Source organism: Mesorhizobium sp. M7A.F.Ca.US.007.01.2.1 (assembly GCF_003998165.1).
In the GTDB taxonomy this organism is placed as follows: Bacteria; Pseudomonadota; Alphaproteobacteria; order Rhizobiales; family Rhizobiaceae; genus Mesorhizobium; species Mesorhizobium ciceri.
Genome location: NZ_RZQP01000060.1, coordinates 1 through 21,434 on the forward strand (window position 1 = coordinate 1; position 21,434 = coordinate 21,434).

Annotated in this window: 24 protein-coding genes, 1 tRNA gene and 1 pseudogene; 10 read left to right on the top strand and 16 right to left on the bottom strand. The window is 63.3% G+C overall.

Annotated elements, in window-relative coordinates; translation table 11 throughout:
* Together EN949_RS13615 and EN949_RS13620 are read left to right on the top strand one after the other, a co-directional pair.
* Positions 1-117: nicotinate-nucleotide--dimethylbenzimidazole phosphoribosyltransferase (locus EN949_RS13615; RefSeq protein ID WP_206534949.1), on the top strand; the 117-nt coding region annotated here is incomplete at its 5' end.
* A gap of 89 nt (positions 118-206) precedes the next feature.
* Complete coding sequence (locus tag EN949_RS13620) at positions 207-467, top strand: hypothetical protein (RefSeq protein ID WP_063168251.1); 261 nt, start codon at positions 207-209, stop codon at positions 465-467.
* A 113-nt stretch (positions 468-580) separates the two neighbouring features.
* Here EN949_RS13620 and EN949_RS13625 read toward each other — a convergent pair.
* Positions 581-656: transfer RNA gene (locus tag EN949_RS13625), tRNA-Lys, on the bottom strand.
* 106 nt (positions 657-762) lie between these two features.
* Positions 763-1,671, bottom strand: a complete 909-nt coding sequence (locus tag EN949_RS13630; RefSeq protein WP_063168252.1) for a PhzF family phenazine biosynthesis protein — start codon at positions 1,669-1,671, stop codon at positions 763-765.
* 101 nt (positions 1,672-1,772) lie between these two features.
* On the opposite strand from EN949_RS13630, the gene EN949_RS13635 reads away from it, so the two are divergent.
* From EN949_RS13635 to EN949_RS13650, 4 genes are all read left to right on the top strand, one after another.
* Positions 1,773-3,065: an efflux RND transporter periplasmic adaptor subunit gene (locus EN949_RS13635; protein ID WP_063168253.1), complete on the top strand. Its 1,293-nt coding sequence runs from the start codon at positions 1,773-1,775 to the stop codon at positions 3,063-3,065.
* A 4-nt stretch (positions 3,066-3,069) separates the two neighbouring features.
* Entirely contained in the window at positions 3,070-3,783 is a 714-nt protein-coding gene (locus EN949_RS13640) for an ABC transporter ATP-binding protein (RefSeq protein ID WP_063168254.1), read from the top strand.
* Complete coding sequence (locus tag EN949_RS13645; protein ID WP_063168255.1) at positions 3,780-4,997, top strand: ABC transporter permease; 1,218 nt, start codon at positions 3,780-3,782, stop codon at positions 4,995-4,997. The genes EN949_RS13640 and EN949_RS13645 overlap by 4 nt, the downstream gene beginning before the upstream one ends.
* Before the next feature lie 131 nt (positions 4,998-5,128).
* Positions 5,129-5,371, top strand: coding sequence for a hypothetical protein (locus EN949_RS13650; RefSeq protein ID WP_013531069.1), 243 nt, complete (start codon positions 5,129-5,131; stop codon positions 5,369-5,371).
* Here the strand turns inward: EN949_RS13650 and EN949_RS13655 are convergent.
* Both EN949_RS13655 and EN949_RS13660 read right to left on the bottom strand, forming a co-directional pair.
* Entirely contained in the window at positions 5,368-6,084 is a 717-nt protein-coding gene (locus tag EN949_RS13655; RefSeq protein WP_063168256.1) for a hypothetical protein, read from the bottom strand. The genes EN949_RS13650 and EN949_RS13655 overlap by 4 nt on opposite strands.
* A gap of 3 nt (positions 6,085-6,087) precedes the next feature.
* Entirely contained in the window at positions 6,088-7,200 is a 1,113-nt protein-coding gene (locus tag EN949_RS13660) for an endonuclease/exonuclease/phosphatase family protein (RefSeq protein WP_013531067.1), read from the bottom strand.
* Between the two features lie 189 nt (positions 7,201-7,389).
* Between EN949_RS13660 and EN949_RS13665 the strand changes: the two genes are divergently transcribed.
* The gene (locus EN949_RS13665) at positions 7,390-7,956 is read left to right on the top strand and encodes a BA14K family protein (RefSeq protein ID WP_013531066.1); all 567 of its coding nucleotides are present in this window, start codon (positions 7,390-7,392) and stop codon (positions 7,954-7,956) included.
* A gap of 107 nt (positions 7,957-8,063) precedes the next feature.
* Here the strand turns inward: EN949_RS13665 and ilvC are convergent, their stop codons facing one another.
* The 3 genes from ilvC to EN949_RS13680 all read right to left on the bottom strand — a co-directional run bounded on the left by ilvC (position 8,064) and on the right by EN949_RS13680 (position 10,474).
* Positions 8,064-9,083, bottom strand: a complete 1,020-nt coding sequence (gene ilvC, locus EN949_RS13670; protein WP_013531065.1) for a ketol-acid reductoisomerase — start codon at positions 9,081-9,083, stop codon at positions 8,064-8,066.
* Between the two features lie 100 nt (positions 9,084-9,183).
* Positions 9,184-9,873 (bottom strand): TetR/AcrR family transcriptional regulator, encoded by a 690-nt coding sequence (locus tag EN949_RS13675; RefSeq protein ID WP_063170262.1) that lies wholly within the window; start codon positions 9,871-9,873, stop codon positions 9,184-9,186.
* A gap of 142 nt (positions 9,874-10,015) precedes the next feature.
* On the bottom strand, positions 10,016-10,474 hold the full coding sequence (locus EN949_RS13680) for a MarR family transcriptional regulator (RefSeq protein ID WP_063168257.1): 459 nt from the start codon (positions 10,472-10,474) through the stop codon (positions 10,016-10,018).
* 99 nt (positions 10,475-10,573) lie between these two features.
* Here EN949_RS13680 and EN949_RS13685 point away from each other — a divergent pair, with 99 nt between their 5' ends.
* Complete coding sequence (locus EN949_RS13685) at positions 10,574-11,320, top strand: glutathione S-transferase family protein (RefSeq protein WP_063168258.1); 747 nt, start codon at positions 10,574-10,576, stop codon at positions 11,318-11,320.
* On the opposite strand, the gene EN949_RS13690 is transcribed toward EN949_RS13685, so the two are convergent.
* Complete coding sequence (locus EN949_RS13690) at positions 11,268-12,563, bottom strand: NAD(P)/FAD-dependent oxidoreductase (RefSeq protein ID WP_082826476.1); 1,296 nt, start codon at positions 12,561-12,563, stop codon at positions 11,268-11,270. The two genes, EN949_RS13685 and EN949_RS13690, sit on opposite strands and share 53 nt — an antisense overlap.
* A 44-nt stretch (positions 12,564-12,607) precedes the next feature.
* Positions 12,608-13,018, bottom strand: a complete 411-nt coding sequence (locus EN949_RS13695; protein ID WP_013531060.1) for a helix-turn-helix domain-containing protein — start codon at positions 13,016-13,018, stop codon at positions 12,608-12,610.
* Positions 13,019-13,153: 135 nt separating this feature from the next.
* Between EN949_RS13695 and EN949_RS13700 the strand changes: the two genes are divergently transcribed.
* Positions 13,154-14,047, top strand: coding sequence for an SDR family oxidoreductase (locus tag EN949_RS13700; RefSeq protein WP_063168260.1), 894 nt, complete (start codon positions 13,154-13,156; stop codon positions 14,045-14,047).
* 185 nt (positions 14,048-14,232) lie between these two features.
* Here EN949_RS13700 and EN949_RS13705 read toward each other — a convergent pair whose 3' ends face one another.
* Positions 14,233-16,152 carry a potassium transporter Kup gene (locus EN949_RS13705; RefSeq protein ID WP_063168261.1) on the bottom strand — a complete coding sequence of 640 codons (1,920 nt, stop codon included), beginning with the start codon at positions 16,150-16,152 and terminating at the stop codon, positions 14,233-14,235.
* A 104-nt stretch (positions 16,153-16,256) separates the two neighbouring features.
* A complete protein-coding gene (locus EN949_RS13710; protein ID WP_063168262.1) occupies positions 16,257-16,997 on the bottom strand; it encodes a pyridoxine 5'-phosphate synthase in 741 nt (246 codons plus the stop codon).
* Between the two features lie 134 nt (positions 16,998-17,131).
* Here EN949_RS13710 and EN949_RS13715 point away from each other — a divergent pair, with 134 nt between their 5' ends.
* Entirely contained in the window at positions 17,132-17,554 is a 423-nt protein-coding gene (locus EN949_RS13715) for an STAS/SEC14 domain-containing protein (protein ID WP_013531056.1), read from the top strand.
* Here the strand turns inward: EN949_RS13715 and EN949_RS13720 are convergent.
* The 5 genes and pseudogenes from EN949_RS13720 to nthA form a co-directional block, all read right to left on the bottom strand.
* Positions 17,547-18,674, bottom strand: a complete 1,128-nt coding sequence (locus EN949_RS13720; protein WP_063168263.1) for an ATP-dependent RecD-like DNA helicase — start codon at positions 18,672-18,674, stop codon at positions 17,547-17,549. The genes EN949_RS13715 and EN949_RS13720 overlap by 8 nt on opposite strands.
* Positions 18,675-18,826: 152 nt before the next feature.
* Positions 18,827-19,723, bottom strand: a pseudogene (gene fusA / locus EN949_RS13725) (elongation factor G); the annotation flags it as partial.
* 115 nt (positions 19,724-19,838) lie between these two features.
* Complete coding sequence (locus EN949_RS13730) at positions 19,839-20,180, bottom strand: nitrile hydratase accessory protein (protein ID WP_063168265.1); 342 nt, start codon at positions 20,178-20,180, stop codon at positions 19,839-19,841.
* On the bottom strand, positions 20,167-20,826 hold the full coding sequence (gene nthB / locus EN949_RS13735; protein ID WP_063168266.1) for a nitrile hydratase subunit beta: 660 nt from the start codon (positions 20,824-20,826) through the stop codon (positions 20,167-20,169). The genes EN949_RS13730 and nthB overlap by 14 nt, the downstream gene beginning before the upstream one ends.
* The gene (nthA, locus tag EN949_RS13740; protein ID WP_063168267.1) at positions 20,823-21,428 is read right to left on the bottom strand and encodes a nitrile hydratase subunit alpha; all 606 of its coding nucleotides are present in this window, start codon (positions 21,426-21,428) and stop codon (positions 20,823-20,825) included. The genes nthB and nthA overlap by 4 nt, the downstream gene beginning before the upstream one ends.
* Positions 21,429-21,434: the final 6 nt, after the last annotated feature.

The window sequence follows — 21,434 nt, forward strand, 5'->3', positions numbered from 1 at the left end:
GGCATGCGGATCGGCGAAGGCTCCGGCGCCTGCCTCGCCGTCAACATCGTCCGCTCGGCGCTGGAGTGCCATGCCCGCATGGCGAGTTTTGCCGAGGCTGGCGTTTCGGAGAAGTAATTATTCATTCCCCGTATCGGCCGACAAAGATGCCGTTGTCACGACAAAGGAGGCATCTTACCGTAACGGCGATTCTCAAATAGATTTTTGTGGATGAAGAAATTTCATCCTGCCGCAGCTGCGGTGTTATCGCCGGGGCGGTCGCTGTTGTGTTCCGTCACAGCAGCTATTCAAGTCATGGCCCGATCGACACCGGCATTTTCGTTGTCTTCCTGGTCTTCTTCTGGTGGCCCATCAGCGATTTCTCCGGGGGAAAAGACGGAATTGGCGCCAGCGATGCTGCAGCCGGGGAAAAGAGCCTTGCTTTTCGATTCGGCCGGTTTCTGAGCCGCATTTTTCAACTCGGCTAAATCGCCACAAGATCCGGATAGCGCGTTTGAAGAATCACGGTCGGACAGCCTTGCCCGAGATGCGCCAAACGCGTCTCGCTTTCAGGGTCTTTCCACCAACTCTTCTAGGAATTTGGTGGGTGCGCACAGGATTGAACTGTGGACCCGCTGATTAAGAGTCAGCTGCTCTACCAACTGAGCTACGCACCCACTCGGCCGGCAAAAACCGGCGTTGGCGGGCATATAGCCGCCACCATCGGTCCTGTCCAGCCCTGCCGGAATCATTTCCCGACAAATCGACCGAGCATGCGTTCGATCAAACGAACAGCTTGCCCTCCGCCACCTTGATTGCGTTGCCGCCGATGCGCGCCGAGGCCAGTTTTCCGCCTTGCACGGTCAGTTCGAGGCGGATGCGCGATGGCCGGCCCATCTCCAGCCCCTGCTCGATCCACAGCTGTGAAATGCCATCGGTCGGCGCGTCGAAATGCATGATGGCGCCGGCAAAGGCGGCTGCCGCCGAGCCGGTCGCCGGATCCTCATAGGAAGGCGTGCCAGGCACGATCATGCGCACATGGAAGGCGCTTTCGTGGTTCACCGTCTCGCGGCAGTAGACATAGGGGCTGGCGAAGGCCCATTCGCTCTTGCGCGGCGCCAGTTCCGACCAGGCCTGGTTGTCCAGCCGGATGCGACCCGCCGCCTCGAGATTGGCAACCGGGATGGTGACATAGGGCACGCCCGCCGACCAGAACGCGACGCGGTGATTCTCGAAGCCGATCTCATGCGGCGTCAACCCAAGCGCGGCACCGATCGCCTCCGGATCGGCATCGAGCTTCAGCGGCTCCGGCAGCTTGGCCAGGTCGAACTCGGCAAAAGTGTTGCCGTCATGCTTGCTGACGGCGCACCGCACCGGACCGATGTTTTCCTCCAGCACGAAGATGCCGGCGCCGCCCTCTTCCGCCAGTTCGGCCAGCGCGATCGCGGCGCCGACCGTCGGATGGCCGGCGAACGGCATTTCATAGTCGGGCGTGAAGATGCGGATGCGGTTTTTGTGCTTGGGATTGGCCGGCGGCAGGACGAACACCGATTCGGACAGGTTGAATTCGCGCGCGATGGCCTGCATCGCGGCCGTGTCCAATCCCTTGCTGTCGAGCACGACGGCCAAAGGATTGCCGGCCAGTCGCTCGGTCGTAAACACATCGTAAAGCAAGTAATTCCGGGTTTTCATTCCTGCCTCAATCCCAACATGGGCGAAATTTAATTTGATATTTGAACCAGTAAGCCTGATCTGTGCACAGATAGGGACATTGCGCATTATAGGGGTCCAGCGTGGACCAGATTGTCAATCTGCCAAAGACGGAATCGGATTCCGCCATCGAGACGGCGCTTGGGCTCGACCAGACAGGCCGGCGCAGATCGCGCCGTCGTGGGTGGCTCTATGCGTTGCTGGCGCTGATCGTGCTCGCCGCCGCGCTTGGCCTCTATCAATGGTATGCGGGCTCGCCGGCCAGGATTGACTACACCACAGTGCCTGCCGCCAAGGCCGACCTCACCGTCGCGGTGTCGGCGACCGGCACGTTGCAGCCACTCACCCAGGTCGATATTTCAAGCGAACTGTCCGGCATCATCCGCTCGGTCTCGGCCGAGGAGAACCAGCAGGTCAAGAAGGGTGACGTGCTGGCGACACTCGACACGGTGAAACTCGAAGTCCAGATCGAGCGCGCCGAAGCTTCGGCCAAGGCCGCCGCCGCCAATGTCGAGGACGCCACGGTTACGCTGGCCGAAAACGAGAAGGCGCTGGTGCGCGCCGCCGAACTGACCAGGCGCGGCATGGCGACCGACCAGTCGCTTGAAGCGGCAACCGCCACGCGCGACCGTTCCAAGGCAGCTCTCGACAGTGCGCAGGCCAACCTCGCCATCGCCCAGGCCGACCTCAAGGCGCAGCAGACCGACCTTGCCAAGAGCACAATCTATGCGCCGATCGACGGCATCGTTTTGACGCGCTCGGTCGATCCCGGCCAGACGGTCGCCTCCTCGCTGCAGGCGCCGGTGCTGTTCATCATCGCCGCCGATCTCAGGAACATGGAACTGGTGGCGGCGGTCGACGAGGCCGACATCGGTGCGGTCAAATCCGGCCAGCATGCCCGCTTCACCGTCGATGCCTTCCCCGAGCGGCCGTTCGATGCCGAGATCCGCGACATCTCCTATGCCTCGGTCACCACCGACGGCGTCGTCACCTACAATGCGCGGCTCGAGGTCGACAACAACGAGCTGCTGCTGCGGCCCGGCATGACCGCCACCGTTTCGGTCGTCACCAAGCAGGCCAAGGACGTGCTCACCGTGCCGGCCACCGCCTTCCGCTTTCGCCCGGTCCAGCAGGCCGCACGCGGCTGGAGCCTCAGCGACCTGTTCACCGGCCGCATGGGCCGCCCCGGCGGCAACCGCCAGCGCCAGGCCGCCACAGTGCCCACCGACGGCTCGCGCACGCTCTATGTGCTGGAGAACGGGCGTCCGCACCCGGTCAACGTCAAGATCGGCTCGACCGACGGCGAACTGACCGAGATCATTTCTGGCCTCGACGAAGGCGCACAGGTCATCACCGCGTCGCAGCAGCGGAGCTGATACCGTGGCTGCCGGTGCTGCCCTCATCACCTTCGACAAGGTCTGGAAGAGCTATGGCCAGGGCGAGGCCAAGGTGCATGCGCTGGCCGGCGTCGATCTTGCCATCCGGCGTGGCGAATTCGTCGCCATCATGGGGCCGTCCGGCTCCGGCAAGTCGACGGCGATGAACATCATCGGCTGCCTCGACACGCCGACGGCCGGAACCTATTCCTTCATGAGCATCGACGCCGGCCGCCTCGACCGCAACCGCCGCGCCATGCTGCGCAACCTCTATGTCGGCTTCGTCTTCCAGGGTTACAATCTGCTGGCCCGCACCACGGCGGCCGAAAATGTCGAACTGCCGCTGATCTATCGCGGCGTGGCCGCCCGCGAGCGCCGCGACCTTGCCATGCAGGCCCTGGCGGAGGTCGGCCTTGTCGGCCGCGAGCACCACACGCCGGCCGAACTGTCCGGCGGCCAGCAGCAGCGCGTGGCGATCGCGCGCGCCATCGTCACGCGCCCGACGCTGCTCGTCGCCGACGAGCCGACCGGCAACCTCGACACCGCCCGCACGCACGAGATCATGGAGTTGCTGACGCGGCTCAACAAGGAGCTTGGCCTGACCATCGCCATGGTCACCCACGAGGCCGACGTCGCCGACTATGCCGAACGCACCATCCGCTTCCTCGACGGCCACGTCGCCTCCGATTCCAGGAAGCTGGAGATCGCACAACCATGATCTGGGAAACCGTCCGCCTGTCGCTGCGCTCGATCCGCCGCAACGTGCTGCGCTCGTTCCTGACCTTGCTCGGCATCGTCATCGGCGTTGCCGCCGTCATTGCCATGCTCACCATCGGGTCGGGCACCACGCAGAAGGTCAAGGCCGACATCTCCAAGCTCGGCAGCAATCTGCTGGTCGTCCGCTCCGGTCGCCCGGCCGGTCCCGGTGGCCCGGGCGGGCTCGACCAGGTGGTGCGTCCGCTGGCCGAAAAGGAGCTGGCGGCGCTGGTTGCGCATCTGACTGGCGCCCGCGCCATTTCGCCGGCTTCGCAAAAGCAGGTCCGGGTCATCTTCGGCACCGAGAGCCTGACCTCGGGCGTCACCGGCACCGACAGCGCCTATCTCGATGCGCGCGACTGGAAACTGGTGTCGGGCCGCCCGTTCAGCGATTCCGAAACCCGCTCGGGCACAGGCGTGTGCCTGATCGGCGAGACGGTGCGCCAACAATTCTTCGGCGCTGGCGATCCCGAGGGCGAGATCATCCGCGTCAACCGCACCTCCTGCAAGATCATCGGCCTGCTCGAGCCCAAGGGCTATACCGGCTTCGGTCAGGATCAGGACAATGTCGTGCTGATGCCGCTGCACGCCTACCAGCGCCGCATCGCCGGCAACCGCGACATCGACAACATCTACATCGCCGCCGATGACCGCACGCCGACCAGCGAGTTGCAGCCGCGCGTCGAGGACATTCTGCGCGACGCCAGACGCATCACGCCCGATCGTGAAAGCGATTTCGCCATCCGCGACATGACCCAGATCGCCGACGCCATGGCCAGCGCCACCACCACCATGACCGGCATGCTGGGCGCCGTCGCCGGCGTCAGCCTGCTGGTCGGCGGCATCGGCATCATGAACATCATGCTGGTGTCGGTCACCGAACGCACCCGCGAGATCGGCATCAGGCTCGCCATCGGCGCGCATGAAAAGCACATCCTCATCCAGTTCCTGGTCGAGGCGACGGTGCTGTCGCTGCTCGGCGGCATTATCGGCATCCTGATCGGGCTGGCGCTGGCCGGCCTCGCCGCGGTGACGCTGACCATCCCGTTTGCGCCGAGCCCGGCGGTGATCCTGCTCGCCGTCGGCTTTTCCGCCCTGATCGGCATGGTGTTCGGCTTCTTCCCGGCGCTGCGCGGCGCCAGGCTCGACCCGATCGACGCACTTAGGCACGAATAGGGCAACCGGCCGAAACGCGGCCGGCGCTCAGACCGGTTTTGCACAGCCTTAGACGTTTCCACCCTACCCGCCACTGTCGCCGCGCCGTTCATGATGCTAGGGCAATTCACGCTTGGGTGGAGGAATAGCCAATGAGCAAGAAGGCACGACTGATCCTGACGATGGTCGTCATCGAGGCCTTCCTTGCAGGCATCTGGTGGTATCTCGCCCGCTTCGGCATGGCCAATCCCGATCGCGTCACAGCCGATTTTCAGGCAGTCGTCGGCCAGACCATGGGAATGGCGATGGGCGGTTTGCTCGGCATCGGCTTCATCCTGTTCCTCGTCGCCGCCCGCAACGATCGCAACGCGGCACAGAACAAGACGCGCCCTTAACTCCCGTTTGCGAAATGCCACTCGATCAGCGGCTTCATGTGCGGTGACAGGCCGACCGGCAGGTCGGCGGCATGGCGGATGATCACTGGCCCGTCGATCTCCGGCTCGGTTTCGGTGGCGACGAAGGCTGAGATGCGCTGGGCGATCTCGTCGGCGGGCGCCGCCGCGTGGTAGCGGCGGAAGATCACCGTGCCGCTGTTGGTCGACATGGCGTGGTAGCGTTTGCCGCGTTCCGCGGCTGACAGGTCAAGACCGGTTTCCTCGCGCACTTCGCGGATCATGTTGAAATCGACATCGACCAGGCCATCGCGAAAATCGACCGGCTCGAATGAGCCGGCGGCAAAATAGACGCGGCCGGCGTTGACCGTGTGCGGACCCATGCGGATCGCCACCAGCGCATTGTCGGCAGCCACCAGCATGGCATGGGCATAGGCATGCTCGGCGCCCGAATTCTCGCGCCGCTTCCGCCACAGCATGAAAGTCGAATAGTTGACCGCATGGCAGCGGCCGGCGAGACGGTTGTCGCGGTAGGCAAGCTGCGACAGCAGCACCACCATGCCGTCGAACAGCGCCGGATTGGCAGCGATTTCGTGCTGCCAGTTCTCGGCGATCGCCTCTGCATTGTCCCTTGCGAACGGGTGCGGACCGGGATCGAGCCGGACGTCGATGGCGTCGACCGGCAGGATGACGTTGCGTGGCAGGTCGAAACTCATGCGTCAGGTCATGTCCAGCGTGATCGCCACCGGGCAATGGTCCGACGCCTTCGGCCGGTCCCAGCCGGCACGCGGAAAGCGGTCGACCTCCTGCCCCGGCGGAAAAATGGTGCGCCAGGGCTGGCCGTTGCGGATGATGTCGGGAACAGCCGTCGCGTTGCTGGCGGCGAGCCCCTTCGACAGCAGGATGTAGTCGAGCTGGCACAGATGCCGCTCTTCCGGTCCGCGCGTGTGGTAGAAACTCCAGCGGTTCATCTCCGGCCGCCGCTCGACGACGTTTTCGCAGAAGCCGCCGGCCGTCAGCACGTTGATGCAGGACAGGGCTTCGTCGACCACCTCGAAGCGATAGCCGTCGATCGCATCGCCGGCCACCTTCACACGCTGGCGGTAATCGTTCATGTCGCCGCAGATTGCCCAGCGTTTGTCGGCGGCATAGTCCTTGCCGAAGCGCTCCTCGATGATGCGCCGCACGGCCTGCGCCTCCGCGATGCGCACCGGCATCGTCGCCTCGCGCCCGTCGAGCCCGTTGCGCGGCGAACCCATCGACTTGAAATGCACGAGATAGAGCGTCAGCGGCACGCCGCCCACGGTGACGTCGATCTCCAGGCAGTCGCGCCGGAAAATGCGCTCATTGGCCTGATTGCCCAGTGCCTCGAGTTCCGGCGTGTGCAGCCCGAACTGCTCGTAGGTGACATAGGCGTGGCTGGTCATGCGCACGAATTCGATCGGCTGGCCCTGGGCGGTCTCATTGCGCATCATCACGGCAACGTCGATGCCGCGTGAATCATTGCCCGATGTGGTGTATTTCTGCCGGTAGCCCTGCCCCACCATCTTGAACAGATAGCCATATTCGAAGGCCTTCAGCGCCTCGATGTTGTCGACCTCCTGCATGCAGATGATGTCGGCCCGGGTGGCAGCGATTGCCAGCGCCGTCAGCTGGCGCGTGTCGTCGGATTGGGCGATGGCGCGGGCCTGCTCCAGCATCCTGTATTCCGCCTCGCTCTGGATATCGAACAGCGCCAGCGTTCGATCCTCGTTGAGCTGGTTGCGATAGCCGGAATAATCGAACCTGTTCATCAGGTTCTCGACATTGAAGGTGGCAAGGCGCAGCGACATGCCATGACCTTTGCCCGCAAGTGCTTCGGAAAACAAGCGCGCAGGATCACCATCTGAGATCGATTGGTCTTGGGCGCGTTCGCGTCATGGTTGACGGAACCTTTCCGTTCATCCGCCGTTCAGATGCAAACATCCATTGTTGCCCCATTCCTCGGGTGGGCGTGGGGCCTGTAACTCTTGGAGAGTGCAATGAATTCGCTCTTTTCTTCCACGGTCAAATCGGGGCTGCTAGCCCTGGGTATCCTCTCCGGCGTCACGGCACCGTCCGCCGCCGGCCCGATCATGCAACCGGACCTGTCGATTCCCACCAGCACCGCGGCGCCGAATGTCACGCCGGTCCGCGACAGCTGGGCGGGCGGCAACAACAACCGTCAGTTCAACAACGACAATTGGAGATGGCGCCGGTCGGGCAATTGGGACGGCGGCCGTCGGCACTGGCACGGCGGCGGCGGTCACTGGAATGGTGGAGACAACTGGCGTTGGCGCCATGGTCGCCATCACTATCGCGGCGGCCGTTACTACGATGATGGCGCGAGTGCCGCGATCCTGGGCCTTGGCCTGGGGCTTGGCCTCGGCAGCATGTACAACAACTACGACTACTATGACCGGCCGGCGCCGCGCCGCTACTACCGCGCGGGACGGCTTTCGAGCGCCCATGTCCAATGGTGCTACAACCGCTACCGGTCGTACCGGGCCTACGACAACACGTTCCAGCCCTACAACGGCCCGCGCCAGCAGTGCTACTCACCCTATTGATGGGCTGGCCCTGTAGCTGAGCTGACCGACAGAATGAAAAAACGGCGCCACGTGGCGCCGTTTCTTGTTCATGGAAGCTGCTATTTTCGAGCGCTTGTGGATTTCGCTCAGTTCTTCGCCTTGTCGACCAGCTTGTTTTTGGAAATCCACGGCATCATCGCGCGCAGCTTGGCGCCGACTTCCTCGATCTGGTGGCTGTCATTGTTGCGGCGGATGCCCTTGAAGCGGGACATGCCGGCGCGGTACTCCTGCATCCACTCCGAGGTGAATTTGCCGGTCTGGATGTCCTTCAGCACGCGCTTCATCTCGGCCTTGGTCTCGGCGGTGATGATGCGCGGACCCGAGACATATTCGCCCCATTCGGCGGTGTTCGAGATCGAGTAGTTCATGTTGGCGATGCCGCCTTCATAGATCAGGTCGACGATCAGCTTGACCTCGTGCAGGCACTCGAAATAGGCCATCTCAGGCGCGTAGCCGGCTTCCACCAGCGTCTCGAAACCGGCCCGGATCAGCTCGACCAGGCCGCCGCACAGCACGACCTGCTCGCCGAACAGATCGGTCTCGCATTCCTCGCGGAAATTGGTCTCGATGATACCCGAACGGCCGCCGCCGACGCCGCAGGCGTAGGACAGGGCCAGGTCGAGCGCATTGCCCGAGGCATCCTGGTTGACGGCGACCAGGCACGGCACGCCGCCGCCCTTCTGGTATTCGCCGCGCACCGTGTGGCCGGGGCCCTTCGGGGCAATCATGACGACGTCGACCGTCGACTTCGGCTCGATCAGGCCGAAATGCACGTTGAGGCCGTGCGCGAAGGCGATAGCGGCACCATCGCGGATGTTCGGGGCGATCTCGTTCTTGTAGATGTCGGCCTGCAGTTCGTCCGGCGTTGCCATCATCATCAGGTCGGCCCACTTGGCCGCGTCCGCCACGCTCATCACCTTGAGACCGTCGGCCTCGACCTTCTTGGCGGTTGCCGAGCCGGCCTTGAGGCCGATTGCGATCTCCTTGGCGCCGGAATCCTTGAGGTTGAGCGCATGCGCCCTGCCCTGGCTGCCATAGCCGATGATGGCGACCTTCTTGCCCTTGATCAGATTGAGATCGGCATCACGATCGTAATAGACGCGCATTTTGTCTTCCTTCCCGTTTATAAATCAGAGCATGATGCCGAAAAGTGTGAAGCGGTTTTCGGACGACATCATGCTCTATCTTCTTGATTTAGAGACGAATTCAGATTTCAGGTCGACTTGACCTGAAATCATCCGGCTCTAGGGCCTTGCGGCCGGTTGTTGCTCCATGAAGAGCGAGAAACTGCTGCGTCGCCCGCGCGGCATCGCCGCCGATCGCCGCCTCAGTCAATTCCAGCCGGTCGCCGAGCAGCAGACGGATCTGCACATCGCGGGCGACCAGCCCGAAAAAGGTGCGAAACGCCGTCTCGGCATCCGCGAAATCCAAAAGCCCGGTCCGTCGGCCGGCCTCGAGCACCGGCTTCAGCCGCTTGGCCAATGCGAAGCGGCCGTTCTCCAGCACCACGGCGCCGAGATTGTCCTTGCCGGAGCCCGCATGGCTGACCGCCACCCGATTGAGCGCGATCGACGTGTCGCTGGAAATCACCTTGAGCCAATCCGAGGCGAAGCGCTCGAGGCTCGCGGTCAGCGAGGCAAGATCGAGCCCCTTGCGGTCGACCGGTGCCACCCGCACTTTCGAGGCCTGCCATTGCACCGTCGCTGTCAGCAGCCCGTCGCGGTCGCCGAACCATTTGTAGAGCGTTTCCTTGGAACAGCTGGCGCGGCGCGCCACGGCGGTCATGGTCAGCTGGTCGCCCTCTTCGACCAGCAGCCGCAACGCCGCGTCGAGCACGGCCTTCTGCCGCTCTGTCAGCGCTTCGCTGGTGTCGATGTCAGGCACGATGTGCAACACGCTCTTCTCTCGAAAGGTCGGCATTCCCGATAGGCCGTACCGTACGTTACGGTTCGGCATATTGCGCGATCCGAGGCCGTGCGCAAGAGGACGAGAGCAAAATATCTGCAAAAATGGACAGGCGCTGGCGCGACAGGCTCGCTTAATCGCTGGCTGGCGGATGGCGCAACCGTCCAAGCAGTGCCGAGACCATGGTCAGCTCATCCGCCGACAGTTTGGCGCCAACCAGTTCGGCGATCGAGCGTCCGTACACAGCCCACATCTGGCGGCGTATGTCTCGCCCCTTGGCCGCGATGCGGATGGTCTGGCCACGGCCGTCATCGGCCACCGGCAGTTTCTCGACGAGCCCATCGGCCTCGAGCCGGGCCAGCAGGCGCGAAATGTTGTATTGGGCGAACAGCGTGCGCTCGATGAGCTGGAACGGCCGCAGCCCGCCCTCGCCCGCCTCGGCGAGTTCATGCAGCACGTCGTACCAGGCAAGTGGGGGCAGACCGGCGGCCTTCAACGCCTCTTCGGCGCTCTCCATCAACTGGCGCGATACGCGCATCAGGCGAGCCCAGGCCTTGATGGCTTCGGGCGAAGGCGCGGCTTTCTCGGTCATGGCGCACCTTAGACGATAGATGCAATTGCATCAAGCTTGACGATCAATGCATATGCATCTACATAGATGCAATTGCATTAATCAGGGAAAGCCAATCCGATGAAACACGAAATCTGCAAACGCGCCGACAAGCTCATTCTCGTCAGCCATCACCTCTGCCCCTATGTGCAGCGCGCCGCGATTTCGCTGGCCGAAAAGGGCGTGCCGTTCGAACGCGTCGATATCGACCTCGCCAACAAGCCGGACTGGTTCAAGGCGATCTCGCCGCTCGGCAAAGTGCCGCTGCTGCGCGTGCAGCGGAATGGCGAGGAAACGGTGATCTTCGAATCGGCCGTCATCCTGGAATTCCTCGAAGAGACGCAGGCCAATCCCCTCCACCCGGCCGATCCCTATGCCCGCGCCCGGCATCGCGCCTGGATCGAGTTCGGTTCGGCAACCCTCAATGCCATCAGCCGGTTCTATTCAACATCGACCGAGGCCGGCTTCCTTGACGAATCCAGCGCGCTGTCCGCCATGTTCGACCGTCTCGAAGCCGAGTTGGCGGACGAGCCTGGCGGCCCCTGGTTCGCCAGCAAGCACTTCTCGCTGGTCGACGCCGTTTACGGTCCGGTCTTCCGCTATCTCGATGTCTTCGACCGGATCGGTGATTTCGGCATTCTTGACCGAAAGCCCCTCGTCCGCGCATGGCGCCGGGCGTTGAGTGAACGCCCGTCGATCAGGCAAGCCGTGGCGCCGGACTACCCGCAGCGCCTGCATGCCTTCCTGCGGGCAAAGGGATCGTACCTTTCGAGCCTCATTGGCCAAAACGATCCGGCCACCGCGCTTCGACCAGTCCTATCCGCTTGAACGGATCGATTACGGTGCCGGCCACCATCGAGGCGAGAAACTGCGGCGCCGGCGGGATTTTTGCCACCGTCGCCACCAGCCTGTCGCGGATGAAGGGCAGCGCCACCGAATCCGACTGGTAGAACGGCGTGAACGCCAGCGACAGCGCCTGGAAGATGCGGACATGCCAGCGCCGCGCCCTCGCATAGGCTTCAAGTGCCGCTTCGACACTGTCCGTCCGCGCCAGCGCATGGCTGAGCGCCGCGGCGTCGAGCAGCGCCATATTGGCCCCTTGCCCGAGCTGCGGGCTGGTCGAGTGCGCCGCGTCGCCGATGATGGCCAGCCGCCGCCCAACCGGCCGCTTCATCGTGTGGTGGCCATAGCGCGCCAGCGAGAGCTGGTCGAAACTGTCGATCTGGCTGACATACGCCTCGCTCTGCGGCCACAGCCGGATCACCCTCTCCTTCCAGGCATCCAGGCCCCGGACGCGCACCTCATCGGCGTCCGACGGCTTCAGGCTCCAGAAGAAGGCCGCCATCTTTTCAGCGCCCGGCTGCGGCCGGCCGATCGGCAGCACGCCGATCATCACGCTCGCTCTGTCGTAGCGTTGCAGCAGCGCGCGCTCATCGAAACCGTCGCCGCGCCAGCCAAGCGAGGCCCAGAACGCGCCATAGGTGAGCGGTCGTGGCTCGCCTGCAGCGCTTGCGCCGCGCAGTTTCGAGCGCGAACCGCTGGCGTCGATGACGAGGTCGAACGGCCCCGCCCTTCGTCCGTTGCCGCAGATCAGCGTCGTCCGTTCGCCCGTCTCCAAGGCCTCGATCTCGACGCCGGTTTCGATGGCGATCGCTTCGCGTTGGGCGGCGCGGAAGAGCACGCCGAACAAGGCCGCCCGGTGCACCGCCAGCCCGAAGCGGCCACCGCGCTGCGCATCGTAGCGGACATCGAGCACGGTACGGCCTGTGGTGGCATCGGCGCCATGCAGGCGGTCGATGCGGCTGCCCAGCGCCAGCATGTCGTCGAGCAGGCCAAGATCGGCCAGCACCGTCAGCCCTGTCGGCTGCAGGATCAGCCCGGAGCCGACCGGCTTCGGCTCATCGAAGCGTTCAAAGACCGTGACCCGATGCCCGGCGCGCTTGAGATAGAGCGCCATGGCCAGTCCCGCCGGCCCGGCGCCTGCTATTGCGATGTCGTAGGAAATGCCAATGCCCCCAAAGCCGAACTGGCCGGGACAATCCTTCAGCAGCCCGGCGAAATCAAGCCGCACCGTGGGGCTTTAGCGGTCGTTCAAGCCTGGGCCTTGGCGGCCGTTCAAGCCTGGGACGCATCAAAATCGGCGCGCGCTGCGCGCACCGCATCATGGTTGAGTTCGGCCCACAGAATCAATTGATGAAAGGCGCCGAACATAGAGCGCCCGAGATCGGTCAGGCTGTATTCGACGCTTGGTGGTTTGGTCGGGAACACCTCACGATGCACATAGCCATCGCGCTGAAGATCGTACAGCGTCTGGGTCAGCATGCGTTGCGAAATGTCGGGCACAAGGCGCCGCAACTCACCGAAGCGATAGGGTTTTTCAGCCAGCGCCATCATCAGCAGCGATCTCCATTTGCCGCTCACCCCTTGAATGACCTCGCGAACCGGACAATTGGCAATATTGCCGCCGCCTGAGATGGCCTTATAGACCTCCAACTTCGATTTCAGATTGATGACCTTGCCGTCCATGGCTGGTTCCCTGCGTGTGCCTACCTCCCGAAAAACTGCCTTCTTTACGGCACCAGGTCAATTCCTATTTTAGTGCTGGTCTCTTTTTGAGACTGCCACTCGAACCGCCTTAGCGGCGCAATGTCAGGACCTTCCATGAGCGAAACCCTTCTCGTCACCGGCGCTTCCGGCCAGCTCGGCCACGGCGTCATCCAATATCTCCTGGACAAGCACAAAGTTCCACCGGCAAACATCATCGCCGCCACACGCAATCCGGAAAGCGTGGCCGATCTGGCGCTGCGCGGCGTCGTTGTCAGGGCCGCCGACTTCAACGACGCGGCATCGCTGGAAACCGCATTCAAAGGCGCCGACAAGGTGCTGATTATTTCGACCGGCGATCTCGATCTCAAAAGCGGCAGGCGCCTGAAGCAGCACGAAAATGCCGTCGCCGCGGCCAAAAACGCCGGCATTTCGCATCTGCTCTACACCTCGATGCCCAATCCGGAGCCGGTATCGCCGGTCCTGTTTGCCGATGACCACTACAGCACCGAGCAGGCGATCAAGGCGAGCGGCATCCCCTACACGATCTTCCGCAACGGCTGGTACCAGGAGAACCTGTTCATGGCCCTGCCGCACGCGATCGCCTCGGGAAAATGGTACACGTCGGCCGGCGACGGGCGCATTGCCCACGGTGCGCGCGACGACATGGCAGCGGCGATCGCCGCCAGCCTCGCTGGCGCTTCAAACGAAAGCAAGACCTACACCTTGACCGGTCCGCACGCCTACACCACGGCAGAGATTGCCGCCCTGGTAAGCGAGGTCACCGGCAAGTCGCTCGATGTCGTGCAGGTTCCGGATGAAGCGCTCACCGAAGGGGTAAAGGCATCCGGCGTTCCCGAGGATTTTGCTGAAGTCATCGTGTCCTTCGACGTCAACACGCGCTCCGGCCGCATCGCCATGGTGACCGACGCGATCGAGACGCTTTCCGGCCGCAAGCCAAAAACGCTGAAGCAGTTCCTCGAGGCGAACAAGGCCGCGCTGGCCGGTTGAAGCGGAGTGACATGGACTGTGCCGCAAGACACAGCTCATTCGCCAGGACATGTCGAGATTCAGGTCAGGCTGGACCGAGAATGTGGGTTCCGAGAACCGGAACGGAGCGGACACTTGGTCCGTGAGTACCGGAAGCGCAGGAACCTGCCGTTCGCAGGCCGGCCTCACCTGAATATCGGCATGTCCTAGATGGCCACCTGAGTGCCGATCTCCACCACGCGCCCGGTCGGGATTTGGAAATACTCCGTCGCGTCGGCCGCCGTGCGCGCCAGGCCGATGAACAGCCGGTCCTGCCACACCGGCATGCCGGAATTGGGCGAGGCCTTGAGCGAACGCCGCGACAGGAAGAACGAAGTCGTCATGATGTCGAATTTCCAGCCCTGCTTGCGGCAGATCGCCAGCGCGCGCGGGATGTTGGGCTGCTCCATGTAGCCGAAGGTCAGCGTTACCCGCATGAACAGCTCGTTGACCGTCTCCATTTTGACCCGGTCGCTGTCGGGCACCACCGGCTGCGGCGCGGTCACCACTGAAAGGATGACGTTCTGCTCATGCAGCACCTTGTAGTGCTTCAGGCTGTGCATCAGTGCGGTTGGCGCGCTGAGCGGATCGCTGGTCAGGAACACGGCGGTGCCTGACACCAGCTGCGGCTTCTTCTTCAACAGATTGCCGGCGAGGAAATCGAGCGGGATCTCGTTGCGGCGGGTCTTGTCGAACAGATAGCGGCTGCCGCGCACCCAGGTCCACATGGCCAGCACGATGGTGAAGGCAACGGCCAGCGATGCCCAGCCGCCCTCAAACACCTTGACGATGTTGGAGGCAAAGAAACCGACGTCGATGAAGCCGAACAGCGCCGTCAGCGAGACCGCCAGCCACAGCTTCCATTTCCAGATCCGCGTCATGACCACAAACAACAGCACCGTGGTCACCAGCATGTTGCCGGTCACCGAGATGCCGTAGGCCGATGCCAGCCTGCTGGACTCGCCGAAGCCCACCACCAGCATCATCACCACCAGCGCCAGCAGCAGGTTGACGCGCGGCATGTAGATCTGGCCGGACTGTTTCTCCGACGTATGCAGAATTTCCAGGCGCGGCAGCATGTTGAGCTGCACCGCCTGCCTGGTCAACGAGAAGGCGCCCGAGATCACCGCCTGGCTGGCGATGACCGTGGCGGCGGTCGCCAGCACGACCATCGGGATCAGCGTCCAGCCTTCATTCATTTCGAAGAACGGATGGCCGACGACGCCGTTCTTGGCCAGCACGAAAGCGCCCTGCCCGGCATAATTGAGCAGCAGGCACGGAAACACGACCCACAGCCAGGCGAGCACGATCGGCTTGCGGCCGAAATGGCCGAGATCGGCATAGAGCGCTTCCGCGCCGGTGACCGCGAGGAAGATGGCGCCGATGGTGACGAAAGCGACATCGGGCGAATTGATCAGGAAGGCGACGATGTAGTGCGGGCTGATCGCCCACAGGATTTCCGGATCGGCGATGATGTGGTTGAGGCCGGAAAGGCCGATCGCCAGGAACCACACCGCCGTCACGGGACCGAAGACCAATCCCACGCCGCCCGTGCCGAAACGTTGCACCGCGAACACTATGGCGAGAATGACCAGTGTCAGCGGCACGACATAAGGCTGGAAGGTCGGCGTGACGACGTTCATGCCTTCGACCGCCGACAGCACCGAAATCGCCGGCGTGATGACGGCGTCGCCGAAGAAAAGCGACGCCCCGACGATGCCGATGCCGAGCATCAGCGCCGAGCGCTTGGGGAAACTGCCGCGCGCCAGCGCCATCAGCGACAGCACGCCGCCCTCGCCGCGGTTGTTCGCCCGCAGCACGAACATGATGTATTTGATGGTGACGATGATGGTCAGCGACCAGATGATCAGCGACAAAACGCCGAGGATGTCACCGCGGTCGGCCACCTGTCCGCCGGAAGATGCCACCAGCGCCTCGCGAAAGGCGTAGATCGGACTGGTGCCGATATCCCCATAGACGACACCGAGCGCGCCCAGCATCAGAACCTTGGTGCTGTGCTGTTCGACTTCCGAATGGCTCGATTGTTCGACGGGTTCTGCCTCACTACCAGTATTGGTAAGGGCCATGGACGACACTCCGATAAGCGCGCGGTGCTCTACGCTTGCTGCGATGCAATATCAAGTGCCGTCGCGTAATGGCTGCCATGCCTGCCATGCGAGGCTGCCCATCGCTACCATCCGCAGGCCTTGAGGAACCGACCCACCGTACCGGCCATGCCATACTCCAACGCGTCGGCTGTCAACCCATGTCCGATCGACACTTCGGCCAATGCCGGAATGCGCTTGACCAGCGCCGGCAGGTTGCCGACCACCAGATCGTGCCCGGCATTGACCTGCAGCCCGGCGGCAAGCGCGGCGTCAGCGGTTTTTCCCAGCCTTTCCAGCTCTTTGGCGGCTTTGGCGGAATCTGTGTGATAGCTGCCATATGGACCTGTATAGAGCTCGATGCGGTCGGCGCCGGTGTCGCGCGCGGCCGCCACCCAATCGGGATCCGGATCGGAAAACAGCGACACGCGAAAGCCCCCCTTCTTCAGGCGCTTGACGATTGGTGTGAGGAACGCGGCCTGGGTTGCGAAGTTCCAGCCATGGTCCGATGTCGCCTGGGCCGGATCGTCCGGCACCAAGGTCACCTGTTCAGGCTGATGCTTTTCCACAAGCAGCAGGAAATCCTCGGTCGGATAGCCCTCGATGTTGAATTCCGCGCCCGGAAACTCGTCGTCGATCAGCGACCGGATCTCAGGCACATCGGAGAGTCTTGTGTGCCGCTCGTCGGGGCGTGGATGCACTGTCAGCCCGTGCGCTCCGGCCGCCAGCGCAATGCGGCCGAGGCCGGTGACGCTTGGCCACGGCAGGTCGCGCCGGTTGCGCAGCATGGCGATGGCATTGAGGTTGACGGAGAGCTTTGCAGGCATGCGGGTGGCCTCGGAAATCGTTAGACGCGCCCACCTATAATGCCTTTGACGGGAACAGTAATGCCTTTGGTGGGAACAGACTGGGGGTTTCGGGTGTTCCAAGCCTGATGAACCAGCGGGGAAAGGTAGCGCCGATGAATTTTCTTGATGAGGTGCCGGCAATCCGCCGTATCGAGACCAGCCGTGACGACCTTTTCGCCATCGATGTCGTCGGGCACGTTTCCGCGGCCGATGGTGAAAATCTTTTCGGATTGCTGGAGGCAGCCTACGCCCTGCATCCGCGCGTCGATGTGCTGGTGCGCCTCGTCGACCACGACGGCGTCGACTGGGCCGACATCGCTGACGAGACCCTGAAGCAGGGCGCCATTCATGCATTGGAACATGTCGACCGTTGCGCGACGATCGGCGAACCGGACTGGATAGCGGACGCACAACGCTTTCTGCCGTCCTCACCACCCATCGAAATCAGGCATTTCAGGACGGAGGACGAGGCTGCCGCCTGGCAATGGCTTGCCGCACAGCCTATCGGGGCAACAGCATCCGGCGCCCCTACCTGACGATCGTCAGCCGCTCGGCCGCCCGCGTGATGGCGGTGTAGAGCCAGCGCTGGCGGGTTTCCTTGAAGGCCCAGCTTTCATCGAACAGCACGATCTCGTTCCACTGTGAGCCCTGCGCCTTGTGCACGGTCAGCGCGTAGCCATAGTCGAAATCGTCGAAGCGCTTCTTCTGCTGCCAGGGGATATCGGCGTCCGGATCCTCGAACGCCGCCTTGAGCAGCTTGATCTTGGCGACGCCGCGATCCGGATCGTCCTCTTCCGGCGACACCAGAAGGTTGATGCCGGGCTTCACCGTCTCGCGCGACGATGTCATCACCTTCCACAGCGAGCCGTTGAGCAGGCCCTTTGCCGGATCGTTGCGCAGGCAGACGAGCTTGTCGCCGGCCTGCGGATAGTCGGCGTTGAAGCCCTTGAGCTCGCGCAGCCGCTGATTGTAGCGGCGCCGCGTGCGATTGGTGCCGACCAGCACCTGGTCCGCCTTCAGCACCAGTTCCTGGGTAACGTCTTCCTTGCCGATCACCTGCGCCGTGCCATAGTCGCCACGCATGAACTCGCGGCCCTCGCGCACATCGAGCGCCAGCCGCAGGATCGGGTTGTCGCGCGCCTGCCGGTGGATTTCGGTGAGCAGAAAATCCGGCTCGTGGTCGGTGAAGAAGCCGCCGCCCGAGATCGGCGGCAACTGGCCGGGGTCGCCAAGCACCAGGATCGGCGTGCCGAAACTCATCAGGTCGCGGCCGAGTTGCTCGTCGACCATCGAACATTCGTCGATGACGACCAGCTTGGCCCGCGAGATCGGGCTCTGCCGGTTGAGCGAAAAAGTCGGCGACATCGACGTCTTGCCGGTGATTTCGTCCGACACCGATTCCTCGCCTTTCGGCCGGTAGATCAGCGAATGGATGGTACGCGCATTGACCGCGCCCTTGGAGCGCAGCACCTGCGCGGCCTTGCCGGTGAAGGCGGCGAACTGCACCTGGCCGTCGACATGCTCGGCGAAATAGCGCGCCAGCGTCGTCTTGCCGGTGCCGGCATAGCCGAACAGCCGGAACAGCTGCGGCTGGCCGATCTTCAGCCAGCGGGCGACCGCTTGCAGCGCCTCGTCCTGTTGGGGAGAGAATTCCATCAGCGCGAGAGACCGGATTCGCAAGGGAAAGACAAGACAGCCGCCATCATCATCGATGCGCCGGGACGCTTAAGTGCCGCCGACGGGTCAGGCTATCAGGCACAGACAAGAACGTAAAGGGAACAATCGACCACGTCGGCTGGAAGCGAAATTCAGGCAATGGCCATGGCGGCCCGCGGGTCGCGGTCGTCGGGTGGTAGCGGAACGGGAGCGTATCCGGCATAGCTGACGCTCAACCGTGCCTGCCCGTTCGAACAGGACCGGAGTGCATCCTCCAGCTTGGACATATTTCTAAGCGGCACTGTCGCGTTGACGACGACGACCACGCCGCGGATTTCCCGACTCAGGATCTGGCCACGGCGGCTTTGCAGTTCGGCGATGACGTTGCCGACATGGGTTGCTGAAGTCATTACTTCGACCTTCATGATCGGCTCGAGCAACTGCACGCCGAGGCGTGGCGCGGCTTCGCGAAAGCAGGCGCGGCCGGCGATCTCGAAAGCCAGAGCCGAGGAATCGGTATCGTGAAAAGCGCCATCCATCAGCACCGCCTTGACGCCGATCATCGGGAAGCCCGCAAATGGACCTGAGGACAATATGCTGCGCAGCCCCTTTTCGACGCCCGCAATGTATTCGCCATGAAGCGCACCACCGACGATCCTGGACTCGAACACGGAGTCCGCGCTGTCCGCGTTCGGCTCGAACATGATCTTGACGCGGGCGAACTGACCGGTGCCGCCGGACTGCCTCTTGTGCGTGAAGTCCTGCTTGTGCGTACGGGTGATCGTCTCGCGATAGGCCACTTGTGGAGAACCAATATTCACATCGACCTGGGACTCGCGACGCAGGTGGTCAATGATGATGTCGAGGTGGAGTTCGTCCATGAAGGCGATAATGGTCTGGCCCGATTCCTCGTCTTGCATGACGCGGAAGAAAGCATCCTCGTCCGCCAGCTTCGCCAAGGCGATACGCAGCCGCTCCTGATCGGCCTTCGATTTCGGCTCGATCGCGATTTGCAGCAAAGGCCAGGGCGCGGCAGGCTTTTCCATCATGGGGATATGGTCGCTGGTGGCCCCAATATTTGCAACTGAGTGCAGGAGCGAAATCCGGACTGAGATAACGGAAGACTAAACTGATCTTTTTGGCCTGGCTGCTCGCAGCCTGCTGTCAGGGTCCAGGATCGTTCTCCAGCAGGATCGGCTTGCCGTGCGGGGTGGCATGTGCCGCGCGCTCCCAGGCCTCAGCCATCGCGTCGACATCGGCCTTGGCGGCCAGTCCCTTCGAGGCAAGCAGGCTTTCCAGCGCCGCCAGCCAATGTTCGTAATAATCATGGCCGTCCGCTGCGGCGCCCGGTCTTTTCACTTCGCTCGACAGCGCCTGCGCCCACTCGCTCCACGAAAACAGGCCCTTGTCGTGCAGCGCCACCGTCATGGCGAAGGCCTCGGCCTGCCACGGCTCGGCGAACACCGGCTCGTCGAAACCTGGCGGCAGTTCTTCACGCCGGCTCAAGATAGCTCTCCCAGGCGTCTATCGACACGCGTAGCGTCGGGTCGGCCCCCTCGCCCCAGATCTCCGATCCTTCGAAAACCACGGTGTAGACCCATTGCGGATTTTCGCCGTGTCCATGCGCGTTGCTGTCGGGAAAAACAAAACCGTCGTGCACCGCCTCGATCACGCCGTGCTTGCCGCGTGCGTAGCGCGGCAGCCGCGTGTGGCCGGTCGGGTTGAAGTTTTTGGTCCGCACGGCGTCGCCCGCCTTGAACCGCGCCGCTTGCGCCACCGGCCGGTCGCAAGGGCTGCCCTTGGCCAACACCGCGGGCACGTTTTCCGCCTTCAGCACCCTCTTGGGAGTCGCTGCTGGATCGACTGCCTTGCCCGCTTCGAGATCGCGCTGGCTGACGAAGCCATGGCGCTTTAACAGCACCTCCAGCGCCTTGATCCATATCTCGTAGTAGCTCGATGAATAGTAGACAGCCGGATGCAGCGATTCCCGTGCATGCCGGCTCTCGTCGATGTTCCAGGCGCCCATGGCGCCGGCAGTCAGCGTCACGCCGAGCGCCCGCCTTTCCCAGGCGGCATGGAAGTAAGGTTCGTCCTTTTCCGGCGCGACCGGGCCGAAACCCATCTGTCCGCCGAGATCCTGCGGCCCGTTCATGCCGGCTGTTCCGCCAGGCCGGTGCCGATCATCGCATCGCGGCTCACCAGCTCCGCCAGCCGCTCCTCGCTCCAGCCCTCGGTACCCTCGGGCCGCATCGGCACGACGAGATAGCGCAGCTCGGCAGTGGAATCCCAGACGCGGATTTTCTTGTCCGCCGGCAGCGTCAGCCCGAACTCTTCCAGCACGCCGCGCGGATCGATCACCGCGCGCGAACGATAGGGCGGCGCCTTGTACCAGACCGGCGGCAGGCCAAGCACCGACCACGGATAGCAGGAGCACAGTGTGCAGACGACGAGATTATGGGTATCCTGCGTGTTGAACACCGCCTGCATGTGCTCGCCCTGGCGGCCGGTATAGCTCAGCGATGCGATCGCCGCCGTCGCGTCGCGCTTCAGCCAATCGGCAAAGGCAGGATCGCTCCAGGCCTTGGCCACCACCCTGGCGCCGTTGCGCGGCCCGATCTTCGTCTCGTAGGTGTCGACGATGACGTCGATCGCGGCCGGATCGATCAGACCCTTCTGGGCGAGGATCGTCTCCAGCGCACGCACGCGGGCGGCAAACGGATCAAGTTCGTTATCGTGATGATGATCGTGGGACATGGCGAC